Annotated in this window: 20 protein-coding genes, 2 pseudogenes and 1 riboswitch; of the genes and pseudogenes, 7 read left to right on the top strand and 15 right to left on the bottom strand. The window is 62.8% G+C overall.

Going from position 1 to position 23,234, the window contains the following annotated elements; all coding sequences use genetic code 11:
* Positions 1-127: 127 nt before the first annotated feature.
* Positions 128-1,222, top strand: coding sequence for a hypothetical protein (locus ACFWHB_RS13395; RefSeq protein WP_395948634.1), 1,095 nt, complete (start codon positions 128-130; stop codon positions 1,220-1,222).
* 136 nt (positions 1,223-1,358) lie between these two features.
* On the opposite strand, the gene lysC is transcribed toward ACFWHB_RS13395, so the two are convergent.
* On the bottom strand, positions 1,359-2,711 hold the full coding sequence (lysC, locus tag ACFWHB_RS13390; protein WP_395948633.1) for a lysine-sensitive aspartokinase 3: 1,353 nt from the start codon (positions 2,709-2,711) through the stop codon (positions 1,359-1,361).
* Positions 2,712-2,797: 86 nt separating this feature from the next.
* Positions 2,798-3,019: riboswitch (Lysine riboswitch) on the bottom strand.
* 108 nt (positions 3,020-3,127) lie between these two features.
* Positions 3,128-4,456: an amino-acid N-acetyltransferase gene (gene argA, locus ACFWHB_RS13385; protein ID WP_025326593.1), complete on the bottom strand. Its 1,329-nt coding sequence runs from the start codon at positions 4,454-4,456 to the stop codon at positions 3,128-3,130.
* Between the two features lie 252 nt (positions 4,457-4,708).
* Here argA and msrA point away from each other — a divergent pair, with 252 nt between their 5' ends.
* Positions 4,709-5,341, top strand: a complete 633-nt coding sequence (msrA, locus tag ACFWHB_RS13380) for a peptide-methionine (S)-S-oxide reductase MsrA (protein WP_395948632.1) — start codon at positions 4,709-4,711, stop codon at positions 5,339-5,341.
* 279 nt (positions 5,342-5,620) lie between these two features.
* Here the strand turns inward: msrA and ACFWHB_RS13375 are convergent, their stop codons facing one another.
* The 3 genes from ACFWHB_RS13375 to ACFWHB_RS13365 are packed head-to-tail and all read right to left on the bottom strand — an operon-like array spanning position 5,621 to position 6,881.
* Positions 5,621-5,956: a DUF3802 family protein gene (locus ACFWHB_RS13375; RefSeq protein WP_163137332.1), complete on the bottom strand. Its 336-nt coding sequence runs from the start codon at positions 5,954-5,956 to the stop codon at positions 5,621-5,623.
* Between the two features lie 11 nt (positions 5,957-5,967).
* On the bottom strand, positions 5,968-6,504 hold the full coding sequence (locus tag ACFWHB_RS13370) for a GNAT family N-acetyltransferase (protein ID WP_395948631.1): 537 nt from the start codon (positions 6,502-6,504) through the stop codon (positions 5,968-5,970).
* A 5-nt stretch (positions 6,505-6,509) separates the two neighbouring features.
* On the bottom strand, positions 6,510-6,881 hold the full coding sequence (locus ACFWHB_RS13365; protein WP_395948630.1) for an MmcQ/YjbR family DNA-binding protein: 372 nt from the start codon (positions 6,879-6,881) through the stop codon (positions 6,510-6,512).
* Positions 6,882-6,989: 108 nt separating this feature from the next.
* On the opposite strand from ACFWHB_RS13365, the gene ACFWHB_RS13360 reads away from it, so the two are divergent.
* Positions 6,990-7,778, top strand: coding sequence for an alpha/beta fold hydrolase (locus ACFWHB_RS13360; protein ID WP_289987372.1), 789 nt, complete (start codon positions 6,990-6,992; stop codon positions 7,776-7,778).
* Positions 7,779-7,912: 134 nt separating this feature from the next.
* Here ACFWHB_RS13360 and ACFWHB_RS13355 read toward each other — a convergent pair whose 3' ends face one another.
* From ACFWHB_RS13355 to ACFWHB_RS13330, 6 genes and pseudogenes are all read right to left on the bottom strand, one after another.
* Positions 7,913-8,731 carry a DUF5677 domain-containing protein gene (locus ACFWHB_RS13355; protein ID WP_368169405.1) on the bottom strand — a complete coding sequence of 273 codons (819 nt, stop codon included), beginning with the start codon at positions 8,729-8,731 and terminating at the stop codon, positions 7,913-7,915.
* 209 nt (positions 8,732-8,940) lie between these two features.
* Positions 8,941-9,485: pseudogene (locus ACFWHB_RS13350) on the bottom strand (lipocalin family protein); the annotation flags it as partial.
* Between the two features lie 92 nt (positions 9,486-9,577).
* Positions 9,578-10,279 carry a cold shock domain-containing protein gene (locus ACFWHB_RS13345; RefSeq protein ID WP_395948629.1) on the bottom strand — a complete coding sequence of 234 codons (702 nt, stop codon included), beginning with the start codon at positions 10,277-10,279 and terminating at the stop codon, positions 9,578-9,580.
* 495 nt (positions 10,280-10,774) lie between these two features.
* A complete protein-coding gene (locus tag ACFWHB_RS13340; RefSeq protein WP_395948628.1) occupies positions 10,775-11,842 on the bottom strand; it encodes a lipocalin-like domain-containing protein in 1,068 nt (355 codons plus the stop codon).
* Entirely contained in the window at positions 11,839-14,259 is a 2,421-nt protein-coding gene (locus tag ACFWHB_RS13335) for an FtsX-like permease family protein (RefSeq protein ID WP_395948627.1), read from the bottom strand. The genes ACFWHB_RS13340 and ACFWHB_RS13335 overlap by 4 nt, the downstream gene beginning before the upstream one ends.
* Before the next feature lie 21 nt (positions 14,260-14,280).
* Positions 14,281-14,955 carry an ABC transporter ATP-binding protein gene (locus ACFWHB_RS13330; RefSeq protein WP_395948626.1) on the bottom strand — a complete coding sequence of 225 codons (675 nt, stop codon included), beginning with the start codon at positions 14,953-14,955 and terminating at the stop codon, positions 14,281-14,283.
* A gap of 152 nt (positions 14,956-15,107) precedes the next feature.
* Between ACFWHB_RS13330 and ACFWHB_RS13325 the strand changes: the two genes are divergently transcribed.
* From ACFWHB_RS13325 to ACFWHB_RS13310, 4 genes and pseudogenes are all read left to right on the top strand, one after another.
* Positions 15,108-15,581, top strand: coding sequence for a DUF4357 domain-containing protein (locus tag ACFWHB_RS13325; protein ID WP_025326602.1), 474 nt, complete (start codon positions 15,108-15,110; stop codon positions 15,579-15,581).
* A 171-nt stretch (positions 15,582-15,752) separates the two neighbouring features.
* Positions 15,753-15,845, top strand: a pseudogene (locus tag ACFWHB_RS13320) (DUF4357 domain-containing protein); the annotation flags it as partial.
* Between the two features lie 121 nt (positions 15,846-15,966).
* On the top strand, positions 15,967-17,394 hold the full coding sequence (gene nhaD / locus ACFWHB_RS13315) for a sodium:proton antiporter NhaD (protein ID WP_395948625.1): 1,428 nt from the start codon (positions 15,967-15,969) through the stop codon (positions 17,392-17,394).
* 29 nt (positions 17,395-17,423) lie between these two features.
* Complete coding sequence (locus ACFWHB_RS13310) at positions 17,424-17,987, top strand: pyridoxamine 5'-phosphate oxidase family protein (RefSeq protein ID WP_262109683.1); 564 nt, start codon at positions 17,424-17,426, stop codon at positions 17,985-17,987.
* A gap of 81 nt (positions 17,988-18,068) precedes the next feature.
* On the opposite strand, the gene ACFWHB_RS13305 is transcribed toward ACFWHB_RS13310, so the two are convergent.
* From ACFWHB_RS13305 to ACFWHB_RS13290, 4 genes are all read right to left on the bottom strand, one after another.
* On the bottom strand, positions 18,069-19,271 hold the full coding sequence (locus ACFWHB_RS13305; RefSeq protein WP_395948624.1) for a Bcr/CflA family multidrug efflux MFS transporter: 1,203 nt from the start codon (positions 19,269-19,271) through the stop codon (positions 18,069-18,071).
* 116 nt (positions 19,272-19,387) lie between these two features.
* Positions 19,388-21,034: a hypothetical protein gene (locus ACFWHB_RS13300; RefSeq protein ID WP_395948623.1), complete on the bottom strand. Its 1,647-nt coding sequence runs from the start codon at positions 21,032-21,034 to the stop codon at positions 19,388-19,390.
* Between the two features lie 87 nt (positions 21,035-21,121).
* The gene (locus ACFWHB_RS13295; protein WP_395950205.1) at positions 21,122-22,381 is read right to left on the bottom strand and encodes a hypothetical protein; all 1,260 of its coding nucleotides are present in this window, start codon (positions 22,379-22,381) and stop codon (positions 21,122-21,124) included.
* 200 nt (positions 22,382-22,581) lie between these two features.
* Positions 22,582-23,154 (bottom strand): hypothetical protein, encoded by a 573-nt coding sequence (locus ACFWHB_RS13290; protein ID WP_395950204.1) that lies wholly within the window; start codon positions 23,152-23,154, stop codon positions 22,582-22,584.
* Positions 23,155-23,234: the final 80 nt, after the last annotated feature.

Below are 23,234 nucleotides of genomic sequence, written 5' to 3'. Positions count from 1 at the left end.
CGTGCAAATTGTGATCCCGATCCGGCAGGGGCACTCATTCTGTGATGAAAGCGTCATCATGGGCCTTTGCCGCTGGTCTGGGAGGGGGGCGCTGTTTAGTCTCTCAGTAACGGTTGGAGGTACATGTATGAATCCCAAGGTTGCGGCACGTCAGGCAAGATTGCTCCAGATGCTGGAGAACGGGGACGAGATCCGGATCGGGCGTGAGCGAGATTGTCCCCTGCCCCTGGCCCAGTTGACAAGACTGACCGAGGATCACCCGGACGTCGTCAAGCTCTATGGTCAGGGGCTCACCGCCGAGGTGTTCCACCTCAAGGTGGAGGGGCACCACTGGTGCCTGAAGCGGTGCCGGTCAGACTCCCTGGTGGCCAACGTCGACGGCAAGACCGCCTTTCTCACCGAGCTGGAGCGGCGCCGGGAGATAGAGAGCCTGCGGGAATTGCACCCCACCATACTCTCCAACGTGGTCTGCACCAGCTTCGGCTCTGCCCGCGCCGGGGTGCTGGTCTCCCCCTGGCTGAGGGGAGATCCGGTGCGCAGGCTCAATGAGCGCAACCTGGCGCAGATGCTGGCGGTGGAGGCCGAGCTGGCCCGCTGGGGCTGGTTTGACTGGGATCCGAGCCCGGGCAACCTGCTCGACGACGGCCAGCAGATCTCGGTGTTCGACTTTGGCTACATGTGGCCCTTCGATCCCCTGCACGAGTTCAACTCCAACGGCCTCACCGATCCGGCATTTCATGTGGCTGAGCGGCTGGAGACCCGCACCCTGTCCGGGCTCTGGCTGGAGGAGGCAGACCCCCTGCCGCTGTTTCGCCACTGGCGCGAGCTCTGCCTCGCCTGGGCGAAGGGGGAGTTGCAATATCTGTCACGGGAGGGGGCCAGCGCCCCCGTGCTGGCCCGGATGCAGGGGCTGGTGGGGGAGTGGAGTGCGGCGCTGGCAAGCGAGCAGGCGCTCGCCGCCAACTGGTGGCGCGACATGTATCGCAGCCACCGGCTCGACATTGCGGACGATCTCAGCGGCAAGAGCTGCGGCCCCATGACTCTGCGCCGCCTCGACTGGCTGGAGCAGGCGGTGCGGGAGCACTTCCCGGCGCTGGCCGATAACCTGGGATTTGATGAGGCCGGTCTCGGTCAGGCGGCGCTGTTGCAACGGCTGGGGGGGCTGCGCGAGCAGATCCGGGCCAACCTGTTGCCGACCCGGACCAGCCAGCCTGCGCGCTGACATGGGGATGACAGAGTGACAAGAGGGGCGCATGGGCGCCCCTCTTCGTTGGTATCGGCTCTGGCGCCATGGCCTTCCCCCGATACCAGACCCTTCTGCCGTGGGGGGAGAAGGGCCTGACCAGGGCTCGTCAGGCTCAGTCGAGCAGCTCCTGATGGAGACGGTTGACTATGTTGCCCGCCTCGCGCTCTTTCACCAGGAAGCAGAGGTTGTGGGCGCTGGCGCCGTAGCAGATCATCCGGATGTTGTGCTCGCGAATGGCGTCGAACACCCGGCTGCCCACACCGGCGGCCTCGCTCATGCGGTTGCCGATGAGGGCCACCAGCGCGAAGTCGGTCTCCACCTCCACCTTGCACAGCTGGCCGAGCTCCGCCAGCACCTTGTCGCCCAGGATGGGCTCGCCGTTGCTCTGGCTGCCGGTGTGATCCAGGGTCAGGGAGACGCTCACCTCCGAGGTGGTGATGAGATCCACCGAGATGCGGTGACGGGCCAGGATGCCGAACACCTCTGCCAAAAAGCCGTAGGCGTGGAACATGTTGAGGCTGTGCAGGGTGACCAGCACCTGCTGGCGGCGCAGGGCCACGGCGCGAAACAGCGGGCTGGTCTCGGTGCTGGCGCGGATCCAGGTGCCACCGGCCGCGGGATCCCTGGCGGAGCCGACGAACACCGGAATGTCCTGGCGCAGGGCGGGTTGCAGGGTGGCCGGGTGCAGCACCTTGGCACCGAAGGTGGCCATCTCGGCCGCCTCCACGAAGCTGATCTCGGGGATGGGACGGGCCCGAGTGACCAGACGCGGATCCGTGGTGTAGATGCCGGGCACGTCGGTCCAGATCTCTATGCTGCCTGCGTCCAGCGCCTCTGCGAGCAGGGCAGCGCTGTAGTCGGAGCCGCCCCGGCCCAGGGTAGTGGTGCGGCCATCGGCGTCGGCGCCGATGAAGCCCTGGGTGATGACCAGGCTGTCGCCGAGCAGGGGGCCCAGCGTGGCTTGGCAGAGAGTGCGGGTGGCGGCGAGATCCACGGTCGCCTTGCCAAAGCGGCTGTCAGTGCGCAGCAGCTGGCGCGCGTCCTGCCACTGGGCCTTGATGCCCCGCTGGTGCAGCAGCTCGGTGAAGAGGCGGGTGGACATCAGCTCGCCGCAGGCGATGAGGCGGTCGGCCAGCTCGGCGTCCGTGTGCTGGCAGGCCTGGCGGGCCATGGTGCGAATGTCGCCGAGCTGGGCGTGAATGAGAGCGCTCACTTCGCCCGGGTTGCCGAGCGCCGTCAGTATGGCCTGCTGGATCCCGGTCAGCTTGTCGAGCTGGGCATCCTGCCCGGCTTCGTCCAGTTCACCCTGGGCCAGGCTCACCAGCAGGTTGGTGACACCGGCGCTGGCGCTCAGAACCACCACCCGGGTCGCCGGATTGGCCAGCACCACGTCGGCGCAATGGTTCATGGCCGCGGCATCGGCGACACTGGTTCCGCCAAACTTGGCGACGTTGATCGGGTTCATTGCATACTCCTGTCTCAAGGTGAAAATCCGGTTTCATCAGGCAAAAGAGAGGAGGAGGCAGAAAATGGCAGGAAAACGTAAGGATCCCGGCCAGAAGCACTCCATCCGCGGTGCCCATCCCACAAGGATCCTGCTGGATGCCTGTGGGATGCACACGACCGATGACAACCCGGGGGATTCAGCCCCCGCAGCCGACGTTGAGGTATCCAGTTGCCTCACTCGTCTCGGCGCTGCTCCCCCTGACCCAAGTTCACCGGACTCTGGTGTCCTCCCTTGGGCTGCCTGGGCAGCGCTCCTCTTCTGGTGCCACCTCGGAAGGTGGCGTGCATGTAGAAATACCCTGCACTGGATTGCACTGTCAATCGAGTTTGTAAAAAAGTACACAATTGGCAACAACTAGGCACAAGATCAATCAGTTACGAAATCGTCTTGGACAAAACCTTGGAGCGACGCTGCCAGTTGTAGAGGCGCTGGCGCGCCACCGGCAGATCTTCCACTTCCAGGGGATCGAAGCCCCGCTCCCGGAACCAGTGGATGGAGCGGGTAGTGAGCACAAACAAGCGGCGGATGCCGAGCCGCTTGGCCCGCTCGGCCACCTTGGCCACCAGCTGATCCCCCCGGTTGGAGTTGCGGTACTCGGGATGGATGGCGACGCAGGCCATCTCGGCCATGGCTTCTTCCATGAAGCAGTAGAGCGCAGCGCAGCCGATGATGAGACCGTCGCGCTCTATGATGGTGAACTTGTCTATCTCCATCTCCAGCTGCTCGCGGGAGCGGCGCACCAAGATGCCTTCCTCCTCCAGCGGCCGGATGAGGTCCAGGATGCCGCCGATGTCCTCTATGGTGGCGGCCCGCGCCCGCTCGGCGCTCTCGCGCACTATCTGGGTGCCGAGCCCCTCGCGGCTGAACAGCTCCTGCAGCATGGCGCCGTCATCCTGATAGCTCACCAGGTGGGAGCGCGGCACGCCGCCGCGGCAGGAGGCGATGGCCGCGCGCAGGTAGCGGGCGGTGCCGGACATCTCCTCGCCCGCCTGCTCCAGCTCCACCAGCAGCTCTTCGGCCTGCTCGGGGAAGAGCTCGGAGATGGCCACGCCCTGCCTGTTCATCACCCCCTGGGTGCTGCTGAAGCAGATGAGTTTGTCGGCTTTCAGATCCACCGCCACCCGGCGCGCCACCTCTTCGGAGCTCAGGTTGAAGCTCTCGCCGGTGACCGAGCAGCCGATGGGGGAGATGAGCACCAGGCCATGCTGATCCAGCTGGCGGGTGATCCCCTCCACGTCGATGCGCCGCACCCGGCCGCTGTGGCAGTAATCGATGCCATCTTCCACCCCGAGGGGCTGGGCGGTGACGAAGTTGCCGCTCACCACGCTGATGCGCGCCCCCTGCATGGGGGTGTTGGCCAGCCCCATGGAGAGCTGGGCGGTGATGTCGTATTGCAGGCCGCCGCACACCTGCTTGATGATGGCGAAGCTCTGATCGTCGGTGACCCGGATCCGTCTGTGGTACTGGGCCTCGATGCCGGCACGGGCCAGCGCCTCGTCGTTTTGCGGACGCGATCCGAACACCAGCACTAGGCGAATGCCGAGCGTCTGCAGCAGGGCGATGTCGCTCACTATGTTGGCAAAGTTGGGGTGACAGATGGCTTCCCCGCCCATCATCAGCACGAAGGTGGCACCCCGGTGCACGTTGACATAGGGGGTGGATTGCCGAAAGGCATGGACCAGGCTGGGTTCGCGTTCACGCACGTGTTTCGTTCCATAAAAAAGCAGCAATTTGCTCAATATATGAAAATAAATTCACAAATCAAGACTAAATATTGGTTTTGCTGTTTTGTGCCGCCATTTTGACCAGCCGTAGACGCCCTGCGCCTGGGCGAGCCGGGCGGCGGTCAGCCCGCTGAAGGGGCCGCCTTGGTTGATCCGGGCTCATAACCTGTTATCTTCGGGGTTCCTTTTCGTCAGCCGCCTCGCGCGGGATTTTATTCAAGGACAGGGCATATGGAGCAGATTATTTCACCGGCAGAGGCCCTGCCGGGACGACGGGAAGCGCTGGCGATCGGCCAGCAGCATGCCGTCAACGGCCACCCGACCCAGGGCCCCTGGCCCGAGGGGAAGGAGCTGGCCTGGTTTGGCATGGGCTGTTTCTGGGGCGTGGAGCGCCTGTTCTGGCAGCAGCCCGGCGTCTATTCCACCGCCGCCGGTTATCAGGGGGGCCTGACGCCGAACCCCACCTACAAGGAGGTGTGCAGCGGCCTGACCGGTCATGCGGAGACGGTGCAGGTGGTGTTTGACCCCAAGGTCATCAGCTACGGCGATCTGCTCAAGCTGTTCTGGGAGCAGCACGATCCGGCCCAGGGCATGCGCCAGGGCGGCGACATCGGCACCCAGTACCGCTCGGTGATCTTCTATGGGGATGAATCCCAGGAGGCCATCGCCCAGCAGAGCCTGGCGGCCTACCAGCAGGCGATGATGGCGAGCGGCGATGCCCGCGCCATCACCACCCGGATCCTGCCGCTGGCCCCCTTCTACTACGCCGAGGATTACCATCAGCAATATCTGGAGAAGAACCCGGAAGGCTATTGCGGACTGGGAGGCATTGGCGTCTGCCTGCCGCCCAGCCTGAACCGCTGAGGCGCAGCCTGGATAAAACAGGGGCCATTAGGCCCCTGTTTCGTTTTTTTGAAAGAAATATTAAAAAAAGCGTCATGGCCGGGAACTTAACCCAACCTCGGCAGACTAATCAGGGTAGCTACCATGGACGGCAGCCAAGACCAGACACATTTCTTGCCTCGATATTCATTCAACTGACAAGCGCGATGAATCGGAAGTGATAGCAAGCAGGGCTGCCCTTTGAGGCGGCCCTTTTCATTTTGCGGATCTTTGCGGGCCATGCGGCCGCAGGGGAGGGGACTAGCCGATGGTGCTGTCGAACAGGTTCTTGATGAGATCGATGAACTCATCGAGGAAGGCGTGCTGGGCCGGGGTGGGCGCCCGCAGCCAGACGGCGGAGAGCACCTCCTCCAGATCGGCCACCACGGCGTCGGCCTCCTGCATGATCATGAAACGCACCTTGGGGTCGAGCTGGGGGTTCTGCTCGCAGATGGCCATGAGGTTGTCTGCCACCCGGTTGCTCACCAGATCCTCAATGGTCTGGGAGCCCGTGCCCTGCTGCTGGCTCTCGAACAGGCCCAGACTCTCTACCAGATACTCGATAAGCGCAATATAACCGTCGCTCTCTACCACCATGATGGCTGCCTTCATTCATTGCTTTGGGGAAATGGTGGGTATTTTAGTGGCTGGCCCTGGCTTGGCAAGCGGCAGTAGAGGCGATGGCGGACAAAACTGACCCCGCCGCGCTCCACGGTTTCCAATCCGGCCTGCTCGAAGCCGTGACGCAGAAAGAGCGCGAGGCTGAAGGCGCTGGCCTCTGTGGTCAGGCTGTGCAGGCCCAGCTGGCTGGCCGCCTGCAAGGCCCGCTCCAGCAGCAGGCCGCCGAGCCCCTGGCGCGGATGATCCGCGCTCACATAGAGCAGGCTGAGGTGGCCGTCATCGCTTAAGGTGACAAAGCCAAGGGGCATGCCCTCCTGCTCCATGACCCAGCCGTGGTGCTCGCGCAGCTGGCTGGCGAGACCCGGATGACGGGCGCCCTGGGCCCATTGCTCCACCTGCTCCGGGCTGTAGTGCTCCGGGCCCAGGCGGCGCACCGACTGCTCGAACAGGGCGAGCAGGGCGGGAATGTGCTGCTCCCTCAGGGGGATGATCCGGGCGGGCGAGGATTTTTGTGTCTGCGGCATGGCTGTTATCCTGCCTTTGCTGATAAGGTCGGCGCCTGTGGCCGCTTGGCTTTGGGCAAGCCCGCCACCACGCGCTGGTAGGAGTGTTCAATCCAGCCCTGCCAGAGCTCGGCGTCGAGGCTCTCGGCCAGGGTCACCGTGTTCCAGTGCTGCTTGTTCATGTGCCAGCCGGGTTTGACTTCGGGGTGTATCTCTCGCAGCAGCAGGGCGAGCTCGGGCTCGCATTTGAGGTTGATGGTCAGCGGCTCTGCCTGCCAGTCCACCAGGGCGAACATCTTGCCGGCGATGCGATAGACCAGGATCTCGGGGCCAAAGGGAGTATCCTCGGTGGCGCCGGGCTGGCTTAGCAGAAATTCACGTAACGATGCAAGGCTCATACAGGACTCCATGCTGGTCCGATGATGGGTGGCAGCATATTCAGCGGGGCGCCCCTTCTGTTAATATGCCCGCCGAGTATATCCCCCAACCCCCCGGGAGCCCATAAGATGTTGTACCACAAGACCTTTGAGCTTGGCCCTGAGCGGGATTGGGTGGTGTTCGTGCACGGCGCCGGCGGCAGCTCCTCCATCTGGTTCAAGCAACTGCGCGCCTACCGGGAGCACTTCAACGTGCTGCTGCTGGATCTTCGCGGCCACGGCCAATCCAACCAGTTGCAACAGGTGGTCAAGGGCCACTACAGCTTTCGGGCCGTGACCGAGGACATCTTGCGCCTGCTCGATCACCTGCGCATTCCCCGCGCCCATTTTGTCGGCATCTCCCTTGGCACCATCCTCATTCGCCACCTGGCCGAGCTTTGCCCGGAGCGGGTCAAGAGCATGGTGCTCGGCGGCGCCATACTGCGCCTCGACATCCGCTCCCGGGTGCTGGTACAGCTTGGCCGGGTCGGCCAGCACATACTGCCCTACATGTGGCTCTACCGCTTGTTCGCCTTCATCATCATGCCGCGCCAGCACCATCAGGAGTCCCGCAACCTCTTCGTGCGCGAGGCCCGGAAATTGTGCCAGAAGGAGTTCAAACGCTGGTTCCGCCTCGCCACCGAGGTGAACCCCTTGATGCGCTACTTCAAGGAGCGCGCCCTGCCGATCCCGACCCTCTACCTGATGGGGGAGGAGGATCATATGTTTATCGCCCCGGTACGCGAGCAGGTCGCCCGCGACCCCTACAGCCAGCTCGCCATCATCGAAAACTGCGGCCATGTCTGCAATGTGGAGCAGCCGGAGCACTTTAATCGACAGTCGTTGGCGTTTATATCCAACCAGACGGCTGCGATATAAGCCATTTAATCGATAAGGTTTGGCGTAGGTTGGGTTGAGCGGAGCGAAACCCAACACGGAAATATTATTTTCATCCCAATGAACGTCGGTTTGGAGCATTTCGAGTAGGTTTGATTAGCGGAGCGTAATCGAATCTATGAACCAACTGCAAGCCCAGTTGCAATTGCAGCCTCCTTGAAAGCATTTTTAGATTCCTTAGCTACTGCATTGAAGGTTTCATCGTGGAGTGATGCTAAAAGGTTAAACAATGTGTCTATGCTAGCACCCGCCATTAAGTACAAGGTTGAGAGCGTTTGGTGAAAATAGCAGTCTAAACTCACTTGGTCGTGGGGTGGCTTGATCTCATAGGTACTTAAGTGAAAAATTGCGCCATAAATGGTCCCGTGCAATGCTTCTGATGCATTAGCATAAATTGCCAGCAGGCTCATAAATAATCCGGTATTACCTAACGTTGCTTCGATTACAGCAGCTCTTTCCGGGAGGGAAACATTTGTCCAACGTGTCTTTTCTCTTCCTCGTTCACTTGTGAATTTTGCGATTGCAGCGCGGATTTTTGGTGGGAGTTCAAAATCTCCACCGTTGAGCGTAAGTCGTGCTTTAACCTGTCCATTGGCTTCAATAGATTGATCTAGACTTCGACCTGCTTTGTTCAGGGAGTAATCAAGATAATCTGAAAATGTAGTGTCCGTGCAGAGTTGAAGAAAACAGAAATTTGTGACCCGTTCTATTAGAGCTCTCGAGATAATATAGGCCTGGTTAGTTCGGGAGTTATCACACAACAACCGTATTGAAATTGCGTCTTCGATAATTGCAGAATAGATCGCATAGAGGTGTGAGATACGTGGCTGGTTACACTGATTTATAGTGCTTACGTTATCTACGAGTAGCTTTATTTGGCTATCTAAAAATAGGGCCAAAATTTTTGAGCCAGCATGGGTGCTTATGGTCGTCATTCTTATTTCACAGATCTAATGTTTGGTCAAGGAGTGGACGTTTGTGGAAATTTTCTTGGTCTAACAAGCCGATGATAGAAATCATATGTGCAAAGGCAACAAAGGGTCCATCTAGATATGGTATCAAGCAACCACCTAAATGCTGAGTGAAAACTCACTCAACGAATGGAATTTGAATGATCTTTTGAAGCCGATCTGATTTCAAGGTCTCAATACCCCGTCATCTCCAGATAGCCCAGCCCTTGGGAATCTCCTTCCACAGTCACAGCGCCTTCCCAGTAATCGAAGCTGCCGGTCATGGCCTGATTGGGCTGGCGGGCACGGATGGTTAGCTGCATATCGGCGGCTTCCAGCTGCCACTCGACGGGATAGTCTTGCCCGGGGTGAGGCGGATTTGATCAGGGCTTAGCACCCGGCTGCTGCCGTCCCGCTCAATCAGGATGCCGTAGCGGTTCTCCGGTTCGGGACGACCTTCCTTGGTGCGCAGGCGAAACAGCATCAGCTCGCGGCCATCGGCAAGTTGCAGGGAGAACCAGTCCCAGCCCGATTGCCACTGGGCCAATACCGAGCTGATCCACTCGTGATCGAACCAGCCCTGGCCCGTGACAGTGCGGGTCTCCCCCTCCAGGGTCAAGGTGCCACTTAGCGTCAGGCGCGGGTAGGAGTAGTAGAAGGAGGAGTTGCCTGGACTCTTCTCGCTGTAACCATTTTTACCCAGCAGCACCACAGGCTTGGCGGTGTTAACCCTGAGATTGTGTTCAGAACGATGGTAGTCCTAGGTTTTCAACGAACTTTTATTTGTGGGGTTGCATAGCTGACACACACCAAGTTTTTGTTAATTGATGATTAACTAAGCCAATTTGCAATAGATAATAGACCCACAGGAATGGCTATCAATATTGCTAGAGTGCCAAGGCAACCACTGCCTCTGCTTGATGATGAGTAGGGGTTATGATTTGTGGTTTCTCGATTACGCAACCATTCAGCATGGCAATTTGAACAGTAGAGTTTTAGTGTGCCCATGTTCCATGCGCGTATAGTTCTATTATCAAATGGAACATTACAACGGCAACGAGAACAGGTAAACAACTTACTTGAAGGTGTTTTGGAACGATTAAAAAGAGCAAGAAAAAAGGCTGTAGGCAATGCAATTAGTACCGATATTGTTACATCGTTCGTTTTAAAGTAATTGAAACCGGCTAGAGCTAAAGAAACGATAGCAATGATCAGCAATAAATAATCCAGAAGCGTTTTTCTGACTGGTTCAAGGATGATTTTCTTATCACTTGATTGGCTCTTAATGTGAGAGTTTTGTTTGGCGCGCGATTTGATAGGGAGAAGCGTCAATCCTTCATAGTAAACCACAGTGGCTCTCATGCGTTGCTGACTATCTACTGTAGCTTCAAACCATACATCATCATTAATTTGTGGTCGTCTGCTTCTTGGATTTACAGTGGAGATATGAAAGAAGATCTTTTCTGATCTATCGTCAGGTATAATAAAGCCAAAACCTTTGTCGTCATTCCATTGAGTAATTTTACCTTTCATTGAACCCCCATAAGTATTAAGTGATTGTTTAATAATTTATTATGTGGAAGTTTCCATATAGTAAGGTATTTCTATTCCAAGTATATTCATAAATATTACTGAGGAATAGAACATACGACTGATATTTAAATGCCCAAGCGATCCCACGGATCCACGCCATGAATACATGGAACCTTTCCTCATTATCCATCAATAGGGTTCACAGATATCCATTCCTGATTCCTTTTCTCAGCAAACTACATAGCTACCGCACGGATCACAGAGTCCGTTGTGCTGCAGTTGACCAAATTGAGGAGAGATACACCATAGTCGCTCCCTGATTGCCTTTGGGGCTGTGAGGGCCGGATGAGTAGGGTACCAAGTGCGTATCCAGTTGTTGAGCGAAACGTTTTCTAGGGCGGGGAATTTAAGCGCATTTTTGATGGGGATCAGAAATCGGGGAGAGCAGACAGCTTAAACAAGGCATTATGCAGAGAAATAGAGCAGGCCCTAGGCTTAATACCCCGTCATCTCCAGATAGCCCAGTCCTTTGGCATCGCCCTCCACGGTCACAGCCCCCTCCCAGTAGTCAAAGCGCCCCGTCATGGCCTGATTGGGTTGGCGCGCCTTAATGCGGAGGTTGAGATCACCGGCTTTAAGCTGCCACTCGACGGGGTAGTCTTGCCCCTTGGGGCCGCGCCAGGTTTTACCGGGGGTGAGGACAATGGATTCCGGGGCGAGCACTCGGCTGCTGCCATCCTGCTCGATCAGGATGCCGTAGCGGTTTTCAGGCTCGGGGCGACCTTCCTTGGTGCGCAGGCGAAACAGCATCAGCTCGCGGCCATCGGCAAGTTGCAGGGAGAACCAGTCCCAGCCCGACTGCCACTGGGCCAGTACCGAGCTGCTCCACTCGTGATCGAACCAGCCCTGGCCCGTGACATTGCGGGTCTCCCCCTCTAGGGTCAAAGTGCCGCTCAGTGTCAGGCGCGGGTAGGAGTAGTAGAAGGAGGCGTTGCCCGGGCTCTTCTCGCTGTAACCCGCTTTGCCTTGCAGCACCACCGGCTTGGCGGCGCTCACCTTGAGGTTCAGCTCACCCATCTTGCTCTGCACCTTCAAGGTGGCGGGAAAGAGCGATTTTCCTTCAGAGGCAAGCACCCACTCTCTTAGCCAGTATTCGCCGCCACTGGCGCCGGCGAGCCCCGGCCCCTGTCGGCTGGTGCGCTCATCCTGGCGGTGGGTACCACGGGCGAGATCCGTGATGGCGAACTGGGCCAGCCAGAGCTGGGGGCTGAGCCAGGGGTTGTCCGATGTTATCTGCTGCTCGATACCCTGCCGAAAGAGGGTCCACTGGATGCCGTAGTCGCGCCCCTGCTCGTCTGTCAGGTTACCGGTGAGATACCACCACTCGGATCTGTAGTCGGGGTGGGCGCCGTGATCGGCGGGCAGGCGGATGGACTGGCCCGGCAGGGCCTTCCTGAACTGATCGCCGCCGCCCCCGAGCAGGGTGCCCAGATCGCTGGCACCGACCGCAGCGCCATGGAGAATGCAGACGATCATCAGCGGCCACTTCCAGACTTTTTTCATACCACTCTCCTTGCGGCATACCAGGAGGCGAGCGCCCCGCACAGGGGGGCGAGCAAGAGCGCCGTGACGGCGTGCAAGGGGGCGGCCTCGAAGGCGAGGCGCCAGCCAAAGGCGCGGGGGTTGACCACCTCAATCAGCACCCAGGCGAGGCCATAGCCCACCGGCAGGGCCAGCAGCGCCGTGAGCAGCCCCAATCCCGCCCCCTGCCACACCAGCAGGCGGCGGCAGTGGCGGGGGCCTATCCCTAGGCTCTGCAGGGTCTGCAACTCCTCGCGCCTGGCCAGCCCCAGCACCATAAAGGCGGAGCCTATGCCGACGAAGGCGATGCTGAGGATCAGCAATTTCAGCAGCTCGGTCACCACAAAGGTCTGATCGAACACCTTAAGCGCCGCGGCGTGGATGGCGGGGGCGGGCAGCAGGTTCACCCGCTCGCCAAAACGGGCGCGCAGCCGATCGCCGAGGCGCTCGGGATCCGGGCTGAAGAGGGCGAGGGATTGCACCGCGCCCCCTTCGAAGGCATGCAGTATCTGCCCCTTGTCGCTGCCGTAATCCTGATAGACGCCGGTGACGGTGAGCCGCCTTGGCCCCCCTTCGCTCGTCACATCCAGGGTCTGCCCCACTCTGACCCCGAGGCGCACAGTGAGCGGCTCGCTCGCCAGCACCTCGTCGGGCGTTGCGGGCCAGCGCCCGGCCAGCAAGGGGTAGGCGGCCTTGAGCTCGGGGATAAAGTCCATCTGCGCCCACTCGATGGGCTGCCCCTGCCAGCGGGCGGGATGCACGGCGCGGCGGGAGGCGGCACGCACGTCCGGCGCGGCCAGGATAGCGGTCAGGGTCTGCTCGCTCAGCTGGCCTCTGCTGCCTGCCACCCCCTTGGGGGCGCTGACATAGAGGTCGGCGGCCAGACGCTGGCCGAGCCAGATCTCCACGCTCGAGCGAAAGCTCGACACCATGACCCCGATGCCGATGGCCGCGGCTATGGCAAGTTGCAGCGCCATCACGGCGATGGCGGTGCGATCCAGATGGTATTGGGTCTCGGCCACCCCGAGCCGGACGCTGAGGGGGCCGTGCCCGCGCAGCCGCCCCAGCAGGGCGCGCAGGGCATCGGGCAGGGCGAGCGCCATGGCGAGCAGCCAGCCTCCGGCCACGAAGAGGGCGCCCCCCAGGCCGGTCTGCGGCAACAAGAGGCAGAGGGCGCAGAGCAACAGTATGGCGATGGCGAGCAGGCGTCTGCGCCAGGGATAAACCGGCGGGCGGCTGCTCCCCTCCCGCAGTTCAAGAGGGGATTGGCGCAGCAACTGCCACCAGCCGGGGAGGTTGGCGGCAAGGGTGCCAGCCAGGCCTATCAGCAGCGCCTTGATGAGGCTGGTCGGGGAGAGGCGCAGCAGATCGATGGGGTTGGGGCCATAAAGGTCTGCCAGCGCCTGGGTGAGCTGCCCCATGAGGGCCAGCGCCAAGAGGCTGCCCAGCAGCAGCCCGAGCAGGGTGCCTATGGTGGCGAGGATGAGCAGCTCCAGGGCCAGATAGCGGAGTACCCGGCTTGGCGGCATCCCCAGGATGATGAGCTGGGCGAGCTGGGGGCGGCGCACGCTCTGCACGAAGCGCTGGGCGTTGAACACCAGAAACAAACCCACCGCCATGGCGAGCAGGGAGAGGGCACTGAGGTTGAGGGCCAGGGCATCCCCGAGCTGGCTGGCATCGAGGGCCGGGCTGATGGGCTCGAGCCAGAGCGGCTGATGGGGGTAATAGGTTTGCAGCGCCCTTTGCAAGGCATTGGCCTCTTCGTCGCTTAACTTGAAGACGATGCGATCCAGCCTTCCTGCCTTGCCAAGCAGGGGTTGGGCCAGGCCTATGTCGGTGACCAGCAGCCGCTCCATGGGGACGGCGCCCGGCTCGAAGGTACCCGCGAGAGTGAGGGCCAACGTGCGGGCGCGCTCTGCATCCGTGCCCAGCATAAAGCTCCGCGACTGCCCCGGCGACCAGCCGAGGCGTTTCGCCTCGGGGGCCGAGAGCCAGACGCTGTCGGCGCGGCTCAGGGTGAAGTCGGGTTCGCGCCCCGGCTGCTCACCAAAGAGTCGGCGCAGGGGGCCTGGGTTGAAGAGATCCATCCCCAGCAGCTGGAAACTGCGCCCCTGCTCATCCTTGAGCCAGGCGTGCAACTGGGGCATGGCGTCAAGAGCGGGCTGGCTTCGCACCAGCCGAACGTAGAGCCCCTCATCCAGGCCGCCGCTCGGGGCCAGGCGGTAGTTCGCTTCCCCCGCGAGCTGGCTGCGGGCGGCGACGAAATTGGTGCGGGCGCTGTGGTTCAAAAGCTCGATGGCCACCACCAGGGTGACCCCCAGCATGAGCCCGGCCAGGCTCATCAGCAGCAGCCAGGGGTGGGCGCGATAGAGGCGCAGCAGCGCCTTCAGCGGCAGCATGATGCATCCCTGCGGCGGGCGTCACCCATGGGGTCCGGCCTCGAGCAACTGCCCCCCTTCCAGGCGCAGCACCCGATCCGCCAGGGCGCCATAGCCGGGGTTGTGGCTCACCAGCAAGAGGCCTGCGCCCGTGTCCCGCACCGCCGACATCATCAGCCCCATCACCTGCTCGGCGTTGTGTTCATCGAGGCTGCCGGTGGGCTCGTCAGCGAGCAGCCACTTCGGCTGGTGAACCAGGGCCCGGGCCAGGGCCACCCGCTGGCGCTGGCCGCCGGAGAGCTGCTCCGGCCAGGCGTGGCGCTTGTGGCTCATCCCCAGGCGTTCGAGCAGGGCATCGAGGCGCGCCATGTCGCGGGGCAGGTGGTTTATCTCCAGGGGCAGGCAGAGGTTCTCCAGCACTGTGAGGGTCGGCAGCAGGTTGAAGTCCTGATAGACGATGCCAAAATGCCGACCGCGCAAGCGGGCCCGCTCGTCCGGGGACTGGGTGTCGAGCCGGGTCTCTCCCAGCCAGATCTCCCCCTCATCCGGGGGGATGAGACCGGCGATAAGGTTGAGCAGGGTGGACTTGCCACAGCCGCTCTGCCCCAGCAGCAGACAGGTTTCGCCGGGGTTGAGCTTGAGATCCAGCCCGGCAAACAGGGGGAGCGTCTCACCGCCGTTGGCGAAGTGTTTACCGAGGTTGCGCAGATTCAGCATGGGATAACCGGTTGATGGCCAATGGCTTTCACAATGTCAGTCACTATGCCAGTTAGTGATCGCGCCTGCAAAAGGGATGAGGATCCTTGCTGGATCCCGCTTGCCAGAGGTGGTTAGAATAGGGGCTTCCATGGGTCACAGGATGAGCAAGGATGTTACACAAGCAAGTCAGTTTTATCGTCGACAGCAAGGGGGCCAAGCAGGCTGCCGTGGTCCCCATCGATATCTACAACGAGCTGATGACCCTGCAAAAGGCGCTCTCCGACAACAAGCCCGGCGAGCGCGAGCTCTACCACTTCAACGGCAAGGGGGCCGAGGCCCATGGCTATCCGGTGGGCAAGCGGCAGAACCCCGGCTTCATGGTGCAGGCGGGCTCCACCGCCAACGGCGAGGATGCAGCCTCCTTGCGCGAGGCGGTGATCGAGCTGCGCCAGGAGCTGCTGGCCAAGGGGGTGCTTGTGCCCCGAGCCGAGGGGGGCTTCGTGTTTAGCGCCGATCAGCTGTTCAACAGCCCGAGCCTGGCCGCCAGTCTGGTGGCGGGCAACAACAGAAGCGGGCTGGACGCCTGGCAAAACAGTGCCGGCTACACCCTCAAGCAATCCGGCTTTGGCAAAAAATCCCCCTAATGCCCCCTGAGCCACGCCGCCTGCCCGGCCGAGGCGGGTGGCGGGCAACAACAGAAGCGGGCTGGATGCCTGGCAAAACAGCGCCGGCTACACCCTCAAGCAATCCGGCTTTGGCAAAAAATCCCCCTGATACCCCTTGAGTGAGCCACGCCGCCTGCCCGGCCGAGGCGGGTGGCGGGTAACAACAGAAGCGGGCTGGATGCCTGGCAAAACAGTGCAGGCTACACCCTCAAGCAATCCGGCTTTGGCAAAAAATCCCCCTGATGCCCCCTGAGCCACGCCGCCTGCCCGAGGCGGGTGGCTCGATCATCCGGATAGGGATGAGGGTGACTTCCCTGTCCACTGCTAGCCTCAATGCCAGACAGTTCTCAAGAGACGCGCACTCATGTCTGGATCCTCACGCCTTGCCCCCTTGTCCGGGCTCTGCCTGTTTTGCGGCCCCGCCCTGGCCGAGGGCGGCCCCCTAGCCCTGACCCACAGCGGCGTCGGCCTCTTTGCCCTCGTCATCTTCGTGCTCGCCTACCTCCTGGTGATGGCCGAAGAGTACCTGAAGCTGCGAAAATCCAAGCCGGTGCTGATCGCCGCCGGCATCATCTGGATAGCCATTGGCGTCGTCTATGCGGACGCGGGGCTGAGCCCGCTGGCCCACGAGGGGTTTCGGCAGAACCTGCTGGAATACGGGGAGCTGATGCTGTTCCTGCTGGTGGCCATGACCTACATCAACGCCATGGAGGACAGGCTGCTGTTTGCCGCCCTGCGCGCCCGCCTGGTGCGGGCCGGGCTCAGCCTGCGCACCCTGTTCTGGCTCACCGGGTTCCTGGCTTTCTTCATCTCCCCCGTGGTGGACAACCTCACCACTGCGCTCCTGATGTGCACAGTGGTGCTCAATGTGGCCAACGAGGATCGCCGCTTCATCAACCTGGCCTGCATCAACATCGTCGTGGCGGCCAATGCCGGCGGCGCCTTCAGCCCTTTTGGCGACATCACCACCCTGATGGTGTGGCAGGCGGGCAAGGTGCCCTTCGGCCAGTTCTTTGCGCTCTTCATCCCCGGCCTGCTCAACTTCCTGATCCCGGCCCTCCTGATGAGCCTGATGGTGCCGCGCCATGCCCCCAGGGTGCTGGACGAGGAGGTGACGCTCAGGCGCGGGGCCGCCACCATAGTGCTGCTCTTCCTCCTCACCATAGGGACAGCCGTCGCCTGCCATCACTTCCTGCAACTGCCCCCGGTGCTCGGCATGATGACGGGGCTGGGCTATCTGCAATTTTTCGGCTTCTACCTGCGCAAGACCCAACCTGGTGTCCTGGCGCGGGAGCGCGCCCTCTATGAGCGCACTGGGGACGAGGCGCGGCTGCTGCGCCTCGGCTCCATAGTGCCGTTCGACGTGTTCAACAAGATTGCCAAGGCCGAGTGGGACACCCTGCTCTTCTTCTACGGGGTGGTGATGTGCGTCGGCGGGCTCAGCTTCATGGGGTATCTGGCGCTGGCGTCCCAGCTCCTCTATCAGGGGGATCCGACCCAGGCCAATGTGGTCATAGGCCTGCTCTCCTCCGTCATCGACAACATCCCGGTGATGTTCGCCGTGTTGTCGATGGAGCCGCAGATGTCGACCGGGCAGTGGCTGCTGGTGACCCTGACCACGGGGGTGGGGGGCAGCCTGCTCTCCATCGGCTCCGCCGCCGGTGTGGCTCTGATGGGGCAGGCCAGGGGCATGTATACCTTCGTTGGCCATCTCAAGTGGTTGCCTGCCATTTTGCTTGGCTATATGGTCAGCATAGGGGCGCATCTGTGGCTCAACAGCGCCCTGTTCTGAGCACCATGAAGATTGCAAGGGAAGGGACTATGGGACAACTGTTCGAGGCGCTCTCGCCGCGCCATGTGGCCTTTATCGAGGCGCAGAAGATCTATTTTGTCGGCACGGCGGCGGAGGGCACGGTCAACCTCTCCCCCAAGGGCGGGGATTCGTTGCGCATTCTCGATGCCCATACCCTGGCCTGGCTCAACCTGACCGGCAGCGGCAACGAGTCGGCGGCCCATGTGTTGCAGAACCCGCGCATGACGGTGATGTTCTGCGCCTTCGAGGGGGCGCCCATGATACTGCGGGCCTATGGTCAGGCGCGGGTGCTGCACCGGGGCGATCCGGACTGGGAGACGGCCCTGGCGCGCTTCCCGGCCAGCGTGGCGGCCCGCCAGATCTTCCTGCTCGACATTGAACGGGTCCAGACCTCCTGCGGCATGTCGGTGCCCCTGTTTGACTACCAGGGGGACAGGGAGGATCTCGCCAACTGGTCGACCCGCCAGGGCAAGGAGGGCATAGAGGCCTACTGGCGCAAGAAGAACCAGCTGAGCCTGGATGGCGTGGAGAGCGAGATCCTGGCCCGCAGCGGCTTGCCGGCAGACGCCTGAGGGCCCGCGCCCCAGATGCAAAAAGCCCTGTCCGGTGGACAGGGCTTTTTCGTGTCGGCAAGCAGTGAGCCGAAGGGATCGTCAGGCCGCCCTGGCACGTTTGCCGGTGAGTATCCAGTAGCTGAGCGCCGAGCCCAGGCCACAGGCGGCGATGGCGATGGCCATGGGCAGCGGCGACTCGGGGGGATTGAGGTTGACCAAAATGCCCACCACGGCGCCTATGCCAAAGCGCAGTGTGCCCGCGAGCGCCGAGGCGGTGCCCGCCGACTGGGGGAAATGGCCCATCAGGCCCGTCATGGCGTTGGCCCCCACCAGGCTGATGTGCCCGACGAAGAGCACCACGGGGATGACGATGCCCCAGAGGCCCCCGGTCTGGCTCCAGGCGTTATAGATAAGCAGGGCCCCGGCCAGCGGCAGCACAGTCAGGCCGTATTGCAGCATGCGCTCGGCGCCCACCCCCTTCACCAGACGGCTGTTGACGAAGGTGACCACCATCATCAGCAGGATATTGAGGCCAAAGAGCCAGCCGTAGTGCTCGGTCGGTACCTTGAAATACTCGATATAGACATAAGGGGAGGCGCTCAGGAAGGCGAACATGCCAGAGCTCGACAGGGCGCCGCACAGCACATAGCCCATGGCGCCGCGGTGGGAGAGCACGCCCCAGTAGTTGCGCAGCACCTGGCCAAGCTTGAGGGGCTGCCTGTGTTCGGGTTTCAGGGTTTCCTGGATCTTCCACTGCATCACCACGCAGATGAGCAGGCTCACCCCCACCAGCAGCCAGAAGATCACCCGCCAATCGCTGTGGGCGCTGATGTAGCCGCCCACCACCGGGGCCACCAGGGGGGCCAACGTCATCACCAGGATGACGAAGGACATGGCCCGCGAAAACGCATCCTTCTCGAACAGATCTCGCAGCAGGGCATTGACCACCACGGATCCCGCCGCGCCCCCTGCGGCCTGCAGCATACGCCAGGCCAGCAGCTCCGGCAGGGAGTCGGCCATGGCGCAGCCCACCGAGGCCACGGCGAACATCGTCAGTCCCGCCAGGATCACCGGCTTGCGGCCGAAGCTGTCGGCGAGCGGCCCGTAGAACAGCTGGCCGATGGCAAAGCCGCCGAGGAAGGCGCTGATGGTGAGCTGGGCCCCGTCTATGCTGGTGGCCAGATCCCGGGCTATGGCCGGAATGGCGGGCAGGTACATGTCCACCGCGAGCGGGGTCAGGCCCGCCAGGGCGCCGAGCAGGATGAACAGGAAGCGGGGAGAGAGGGGCGTGGCTTGAGGCATAGGGTATCCGAGTCGTGGCAGGGCCGGGAAAAGGGGCGAGTGTTGAGTCTATCAGCTTTGGCAGGCTTGAGCAGGTCTATCCTGCCCCGGCCCTTGAGGTCAGATCTGCGGCGAGATCAGTGCCCCGGACGCCTTGCCCTGTGGTGGCACAGAAGCAGCAGCCAGCCCAGCCACCCGAGCAAGGAGAGGGCATTGCCTGCCCGCTCGGGCCAGCGCGCCGTCAGCCTGAGGGTGAGGCTGTGGCTGCCCGCCGGCACCCAGAGCTGCATCAGGCCCTGGGGATTGGCGCCCACCGTCAGCATCAGACGCTCGTCGAGCCAGGCCTGCCAGCCGGGGTAATCATACTGGTGCAGGACCAGCCGGGTCGGCACCGCCGCCGTCACCGCTAGGGTCAGGGCCCTGGGCTGCCAGCGGTGCACTGTCCAGCTGGCGCCCGGGGGTTCGGCGCTCACCGGGGGCTGGAACTCGTCCTTCCAGGCGAGCAGGGTCGGGGCGAACATGCCCCCCGGCACCATTCTTGGTCTGTATTCCCGGGCGCTGCGCTTGCTGTCGAACTCGAGGGCCATGGCCTCCCGGGTGGGGGCCTGGGTGAGGGGGGCGTGACGGACGTAGGCGAGGGTGGTGATCAGGGTCAGCAGGAGTGTTCCCCACCAGAGCCACTGCCAGGGGCGGTGAGTGGGGGTGCCCAGGGCCACCACGGCAACCGTGGCCAGGGTGAGGATGAGATTGAGCCGCCAGGGAAACTGCACCCGTTGCAGGGGGGGCAGCAGGCTCCAGAGGGGCTGGCTCAGGGGCAGCATCATCAGGAAGGCCCCCACCCCGAGCGCCCCCCAGCACAGGAGCTCTGGGTGGCGCGGCTCGCGGGCGGCGGCCCAGGCGATGAGCAGCAGGGCCAGGGTCAGCAGGCTCTGCCACGCCAGGTGGCCGCGAAAGCGCCAGTCCCCCCAGCCAGAAGGCAGGCGGTCGAGGAAGTTGCGCCGAAAGTCGAACATACCGCCGCGCATCAGCTCCATGGAGATGGCCCCCTGATCCGCCAGGGCGGGCAGCAGCAGGGCCGCCGCCATGCAAAGCCCCAGCCCCTGGGCCCCCAGGGCTATCCAGCAGGGCGCCAGGGTGCGGGATCGCCAGGCGAACCAGAGGGCGCGCACGCTGACCAGACCCATCATCAGCAGCAGGCTGGGCAGGTGGGAGAAGGCCAGCAGCGCCAGCCCCAGGATCAGCAGGGGCAGGCCCTGGCGCAGGCCGCGATGGGCGAGATCCTGGCCAAGCAGGATCAGCGGCGCCCAGGCGAAGGCCCAGAACTCCGCCAGGGCGAAGCGGGCATAGAGATCCATGGCTAGGTGATAGGGCAGGATCAGGTAGAGCAGGCTGACCGCCAGGGCCCGGCCCGGGGGCGTGGTGGCGCGCAGCCACAGATAGGCGAACGCGCCTGAGAGCAACAGCGCCAGGGTGGCGCTGCCGAGCAGGGGATAGATGGCCTGCTGGGCGGGGGAGCCGGGACCGGCAAAGAGTGCGCTGACGTAGTAGGGGAGCGGGGGATAGAAGAAGAAGGTGGGGCTGCCAAAGCCGCCGTTCATGGCCATCAGCCAGCGGGGATAGAGCTCCCCCTGCCACAGCTGGCGGGCAAAATAGTGGCCTGAGAGCAGGTGGTGGAACAGATCGTGCCCCTGGGTGCCCCCCTGCAGCCAGACAGGCAGCACCAGGAGCGCGCTGGCCAGCGCCAGGACAAGGGGCACCAGTGCCCACTCCTTGCCTCCCTTCATGCATCCTCTCCCTGCCACGCCCATGCGCAGTGAGTGTAGACGAGTCAGCTGGCGCAGCGACGCGTTTGGGCCAGAGCCCTGCGCCTGTCAGCGCGGTATGGCGAGCCAGAGGCCGGGCTCGGCGCCAAAGCGGGGGGCAAACCAGTGCGCCTGGTGGGGGAGCGGCATCTCGCTCTGCGCTATGGGGCGGCGGCTGAGGCGGCAGGCTCCCTGGGTGAGCGCAAGGGCCGCATCCCCCTGGTACCAGCCATCGGTGACGGGCAGGGTGGTTGTTTCGCGCAGCAGCCGCACCCCCCACTGGGTCACCAGGGCCGGGCAGGTCCGTTCGGCCAGTCGGGCGGCCTGCACCATGGCGGGCGCGGCAGGCGGGGTGAGAGTGCTCATCAGCAGCAACAGGGCCCCCAGCATGGCTGGTCGCTCGCCCCATAGGGGTAGCCTGCCCGCCAGCAGCACTATGCCGAGCAGGCTGAGGGGGGCCAGATGGCGGGGATTGTCCGGGTTCTGGCCAAACAGGGTCCAGAGCAGCAGGGCGAGCCAGTAGAGGGTCCAGAGTTGCGACAGGCTCTGCTGCTGGCGCACTCGTTGCCTGAGCGGCAGCACCAGCAAGGCTCCGACAGCCAAGGGCCAGAGCGGAGTGAGCTGATCATGGAAGGTGCGGGCCCAGCTCAGCAGCCGGTCGCCGTGGGCCGCCGCCGTGTTGCCCCAGAGGGTGAAGTGGCCGTCGGTAAAGCGTCGCCCCTCGCCAAAATAGGCCCAGCCATCGGCCTGCCAGACAAAGAGCAGACTTATCAGCCCTACCAGGGCGATGGGAAACAGAAACTTAAGCCGCTCACCCTTGTGCTCTATCCCGAGCCAGAGCGGCAGCAGGGCCAGCACAAAATAGGAGGGGCGCAGGGCCAGCAGCAATCCAACCATGAGGCCTGTCAGCGCTATCCTGCGATGCTGCAAGGCCAGCAGAGCCCCGAGCCAGGCGGCGAGCGCGGGCCCGTCCGAGAGGCCGGAGAGTGCCAGCGTCGGGGTGAGCGGCAGGGCCAGCACCAGCAGCCAGACGGGGGCGAGCAGGCTTGGTCGCTGCCACAATCGCACCGCCAGCAAGGCGGCGAGCGGCGCTATCAGCGCTGTGCCCAGGAGGCTCGCCCACTGCACCGCAGCGGCGGGATCGTCCACCGCCAGATTGATCAGCCGCGCCAGCCAGATAAAGGCGGGGTAGCCCGGAAAGTGAGGGGAGAACTCCAGCACGCTAAAGCGCATTACCCCGTGGGCGAAATTCAGGGCATCGTCGGAATCGAGGGCCACCGGGAAGGTAAATAGCCAGCCCGTCCAGACCCCTTGCAGCAGGGCAAGCAGCCAAATGGTGGTTGTGCAGGGGGAAGCCCAACGCCGAGACCTTGCCTTCCCCCTCATCCCCATCCCTTCTCCCGCAAGGGGAGAAGGGGGCAAACCGGCATCCGGGTGCATCTATCGGCAGGCTGTGCGTAGGGTGGGTAGCGCGAAGCGAAACCCACGGTTTGTCACAGCGAGATGGCGCAATGATTGGCTGGTGGTCATCAGAGCGGCGCCAGCACGGCCATCAGCGCTTTCTCGGCTTCTGCGAAGGCGGCAGCATCGGCAGGCTTGGCGCCCACCCCGAATACCCCAGGGTTGCCGATGGCGTCCAGCACCTTGGCCAGGGCCTGTTCGGCGGCCTTGCGATCCCCTTCACCGAGGGAGGGGAGGATCAGGTCGAGGAAGCGCTTGCTCTTGACCACCAGCACCTTGGCGCTCTGGTAATCGCCGAGGTTCTGCCCGGCCCCCTCGAGGCGACGCTCGATCTCGGCCTTGTAGGCACGGTTGAGCAAAGCTGCGGTGGCAGCGGCATCTTTCCCCTTGATGGCGGCGGCCAGGGGCGCTTGCAGTGTCACCTTGTGATGCTGTTCCAGATAGGTCAGCTCCTCGGCAATCTCGCTCAAGGTGGCGCTGGCATCCTTGCCGTCAGTGGCGGCGCCCAGCAGCGCCTCGCGAGCATCGATCAGCGGCTCCTTGCCAGCGGCGGCGTAGGAGTAAGCCTGCGCCTGTCCGCTCAGGGTCAGCAGCGGGCCCGTCAGTAGGGCGAGGGCGATCAAGCCGTGGCGTATGGTCATCCTGTTCTCCTTGTTGATTTGTCCTGACGGCATGGCGCCAGTCCTGATCCGTTGGACCCCACCCCGACCCTCCCCTTGTC

Source organism: Aeromonas mytilicola subsp. aquatica (assembly GCF_044336385.1).
GTDB lineage: Bacteria > Pseudomonadota > Gammaproteobacteria > Enterobacterales > Aeromonadaceae > Aeromonas > Aeromonas rivipollensis.
Note: the sequence above shows the minus strand (reverse complement) of the source record. Positions and strands in the feature narration are given on the sequence as shown.

Coding starts and splice junctions, on each gene's coding strand:
- ACFWHB_RS13395 (WP_395948634.1), top strand. CDS start 128: ATGAATCCCAAGGTTGCGGCACGTCAGGCAAGATTGCTCCAGATGCTG.
- lysC (WP_395948633.1), bottom strand. CDS start 2,711: ATGAACCCGATCAACGTCGCCAAGTTTGGCGGAACCAGTGTCGCCGAT.
- msrA (WP_395948632.1), top strand. CDS start 4,709: ATGGAGCAGATTATTTCACCGGCAGAGGCCCTGCCGGGACGACGGGAA.
- ACFWHB_RS13375 (WP_163137332.1), bottom strand. CDS start 5,956: ATGGTGGTAGAGAGCGACGGTTATATTGCGCTTATCGAGTATCTGGTA.
- ACFWHB_RS13370 (WP_395948631.1), bottom strand. CDS start 6,504: ATGCCGCAGACACAAAAATCCTCGCCCGCCCGGATCATCCCCCTGAGG.
- ACFWHB_RS13365 (WP_395948630.1), bottom strand. CDS start 6,881: ATGAGCCTTGCATCGTTACGTGAATTTCTGCTAAGCCAGCCCGGCGCC.
- ACFWHB_RS13360 (WP_289987372.1), top strand. CDS start 6,990: ATGTTGTACCACAAGACCTTTGAGCTTGGCCCTGAGCGGGATTGGGTG.
- ACFWHB_RS13355 (WP_368169405.1), bottom strand. CDS start 8,731: ATGACGACCATAAGCACCCATGCTGGCTCAAAAATTTTGGCCCTATTT.
- ACFWHB_RS13345 (WP_395948629.1), bottom strand. CDS start 10,279: ATGAAAGGTAAAATTACTCAATGGAATGACGACAAAGGTTTTGGCTTT.
- ACFWHB_RS13340 (WP_395948628.1), bottom strand. CDS start 11,842: ATGAAAAAAGTCTGGAAGTGGCCGCTGATGATCGTCTGCATTCTCCAT.
- ACFWHB_RS13335 (WP_395948627.1), bottom strand. CDS start 14,259: ATGCTGCCGCTGAAGGCGCTGCTGCGCCTCTATCGCGCCCACCCCTGG.
- ACFWHB_RS13330 (WP_395948626.1), bottom strand. CDS start 14,955: ATGCTGAATCTGCGCAACCTCGGTAAACACTTCGCCAACGGCGGTGAG.
- ACFWHB_RS13325 (WP_025326602.1), top strand. CDS start 15,108: ATGTTACACAAGCAAGTCAGTTTTATCGTCGACAGCAAGGGGGCCAAG.
- nhaD (WP_395948625.1), top strand. CDS start 15,967: ATGTCTGGATCCTCACGCCTTGCCCCCTTGTCCGGGCTCTGCCTGTTT.
- ACFWHB_RS13310 (WP_262109683.1), top strand. CDS start 17,424: ATGGGACAACTGTTCGAGGCGCTCTCGCCGCGCCATGTGGCCTTTATC.
- ACFWHB_RS13305 (WP_395948624.1), bottom strand. CDS start 19,271: ATGCCTCAAGCCACGCCCCTCTCTCCCCGCTTCCTGTTCATCCTGCTC.
- ACFWHB_RS13300 (WP_395948623.1), bottom strand. CDS start 21,034: ATGAAGGGAGGCAAGGAGTGGGCACTGGTGCCCCTTGTCCTGGCGCTG.
- ACFWHB_RS13290 (WP_395950204.1), bottom strand. CDS start 23,154: ATGACCATACGCCACGGCTTGATCGCCCTCGCCCTACTGACGGGCCCG.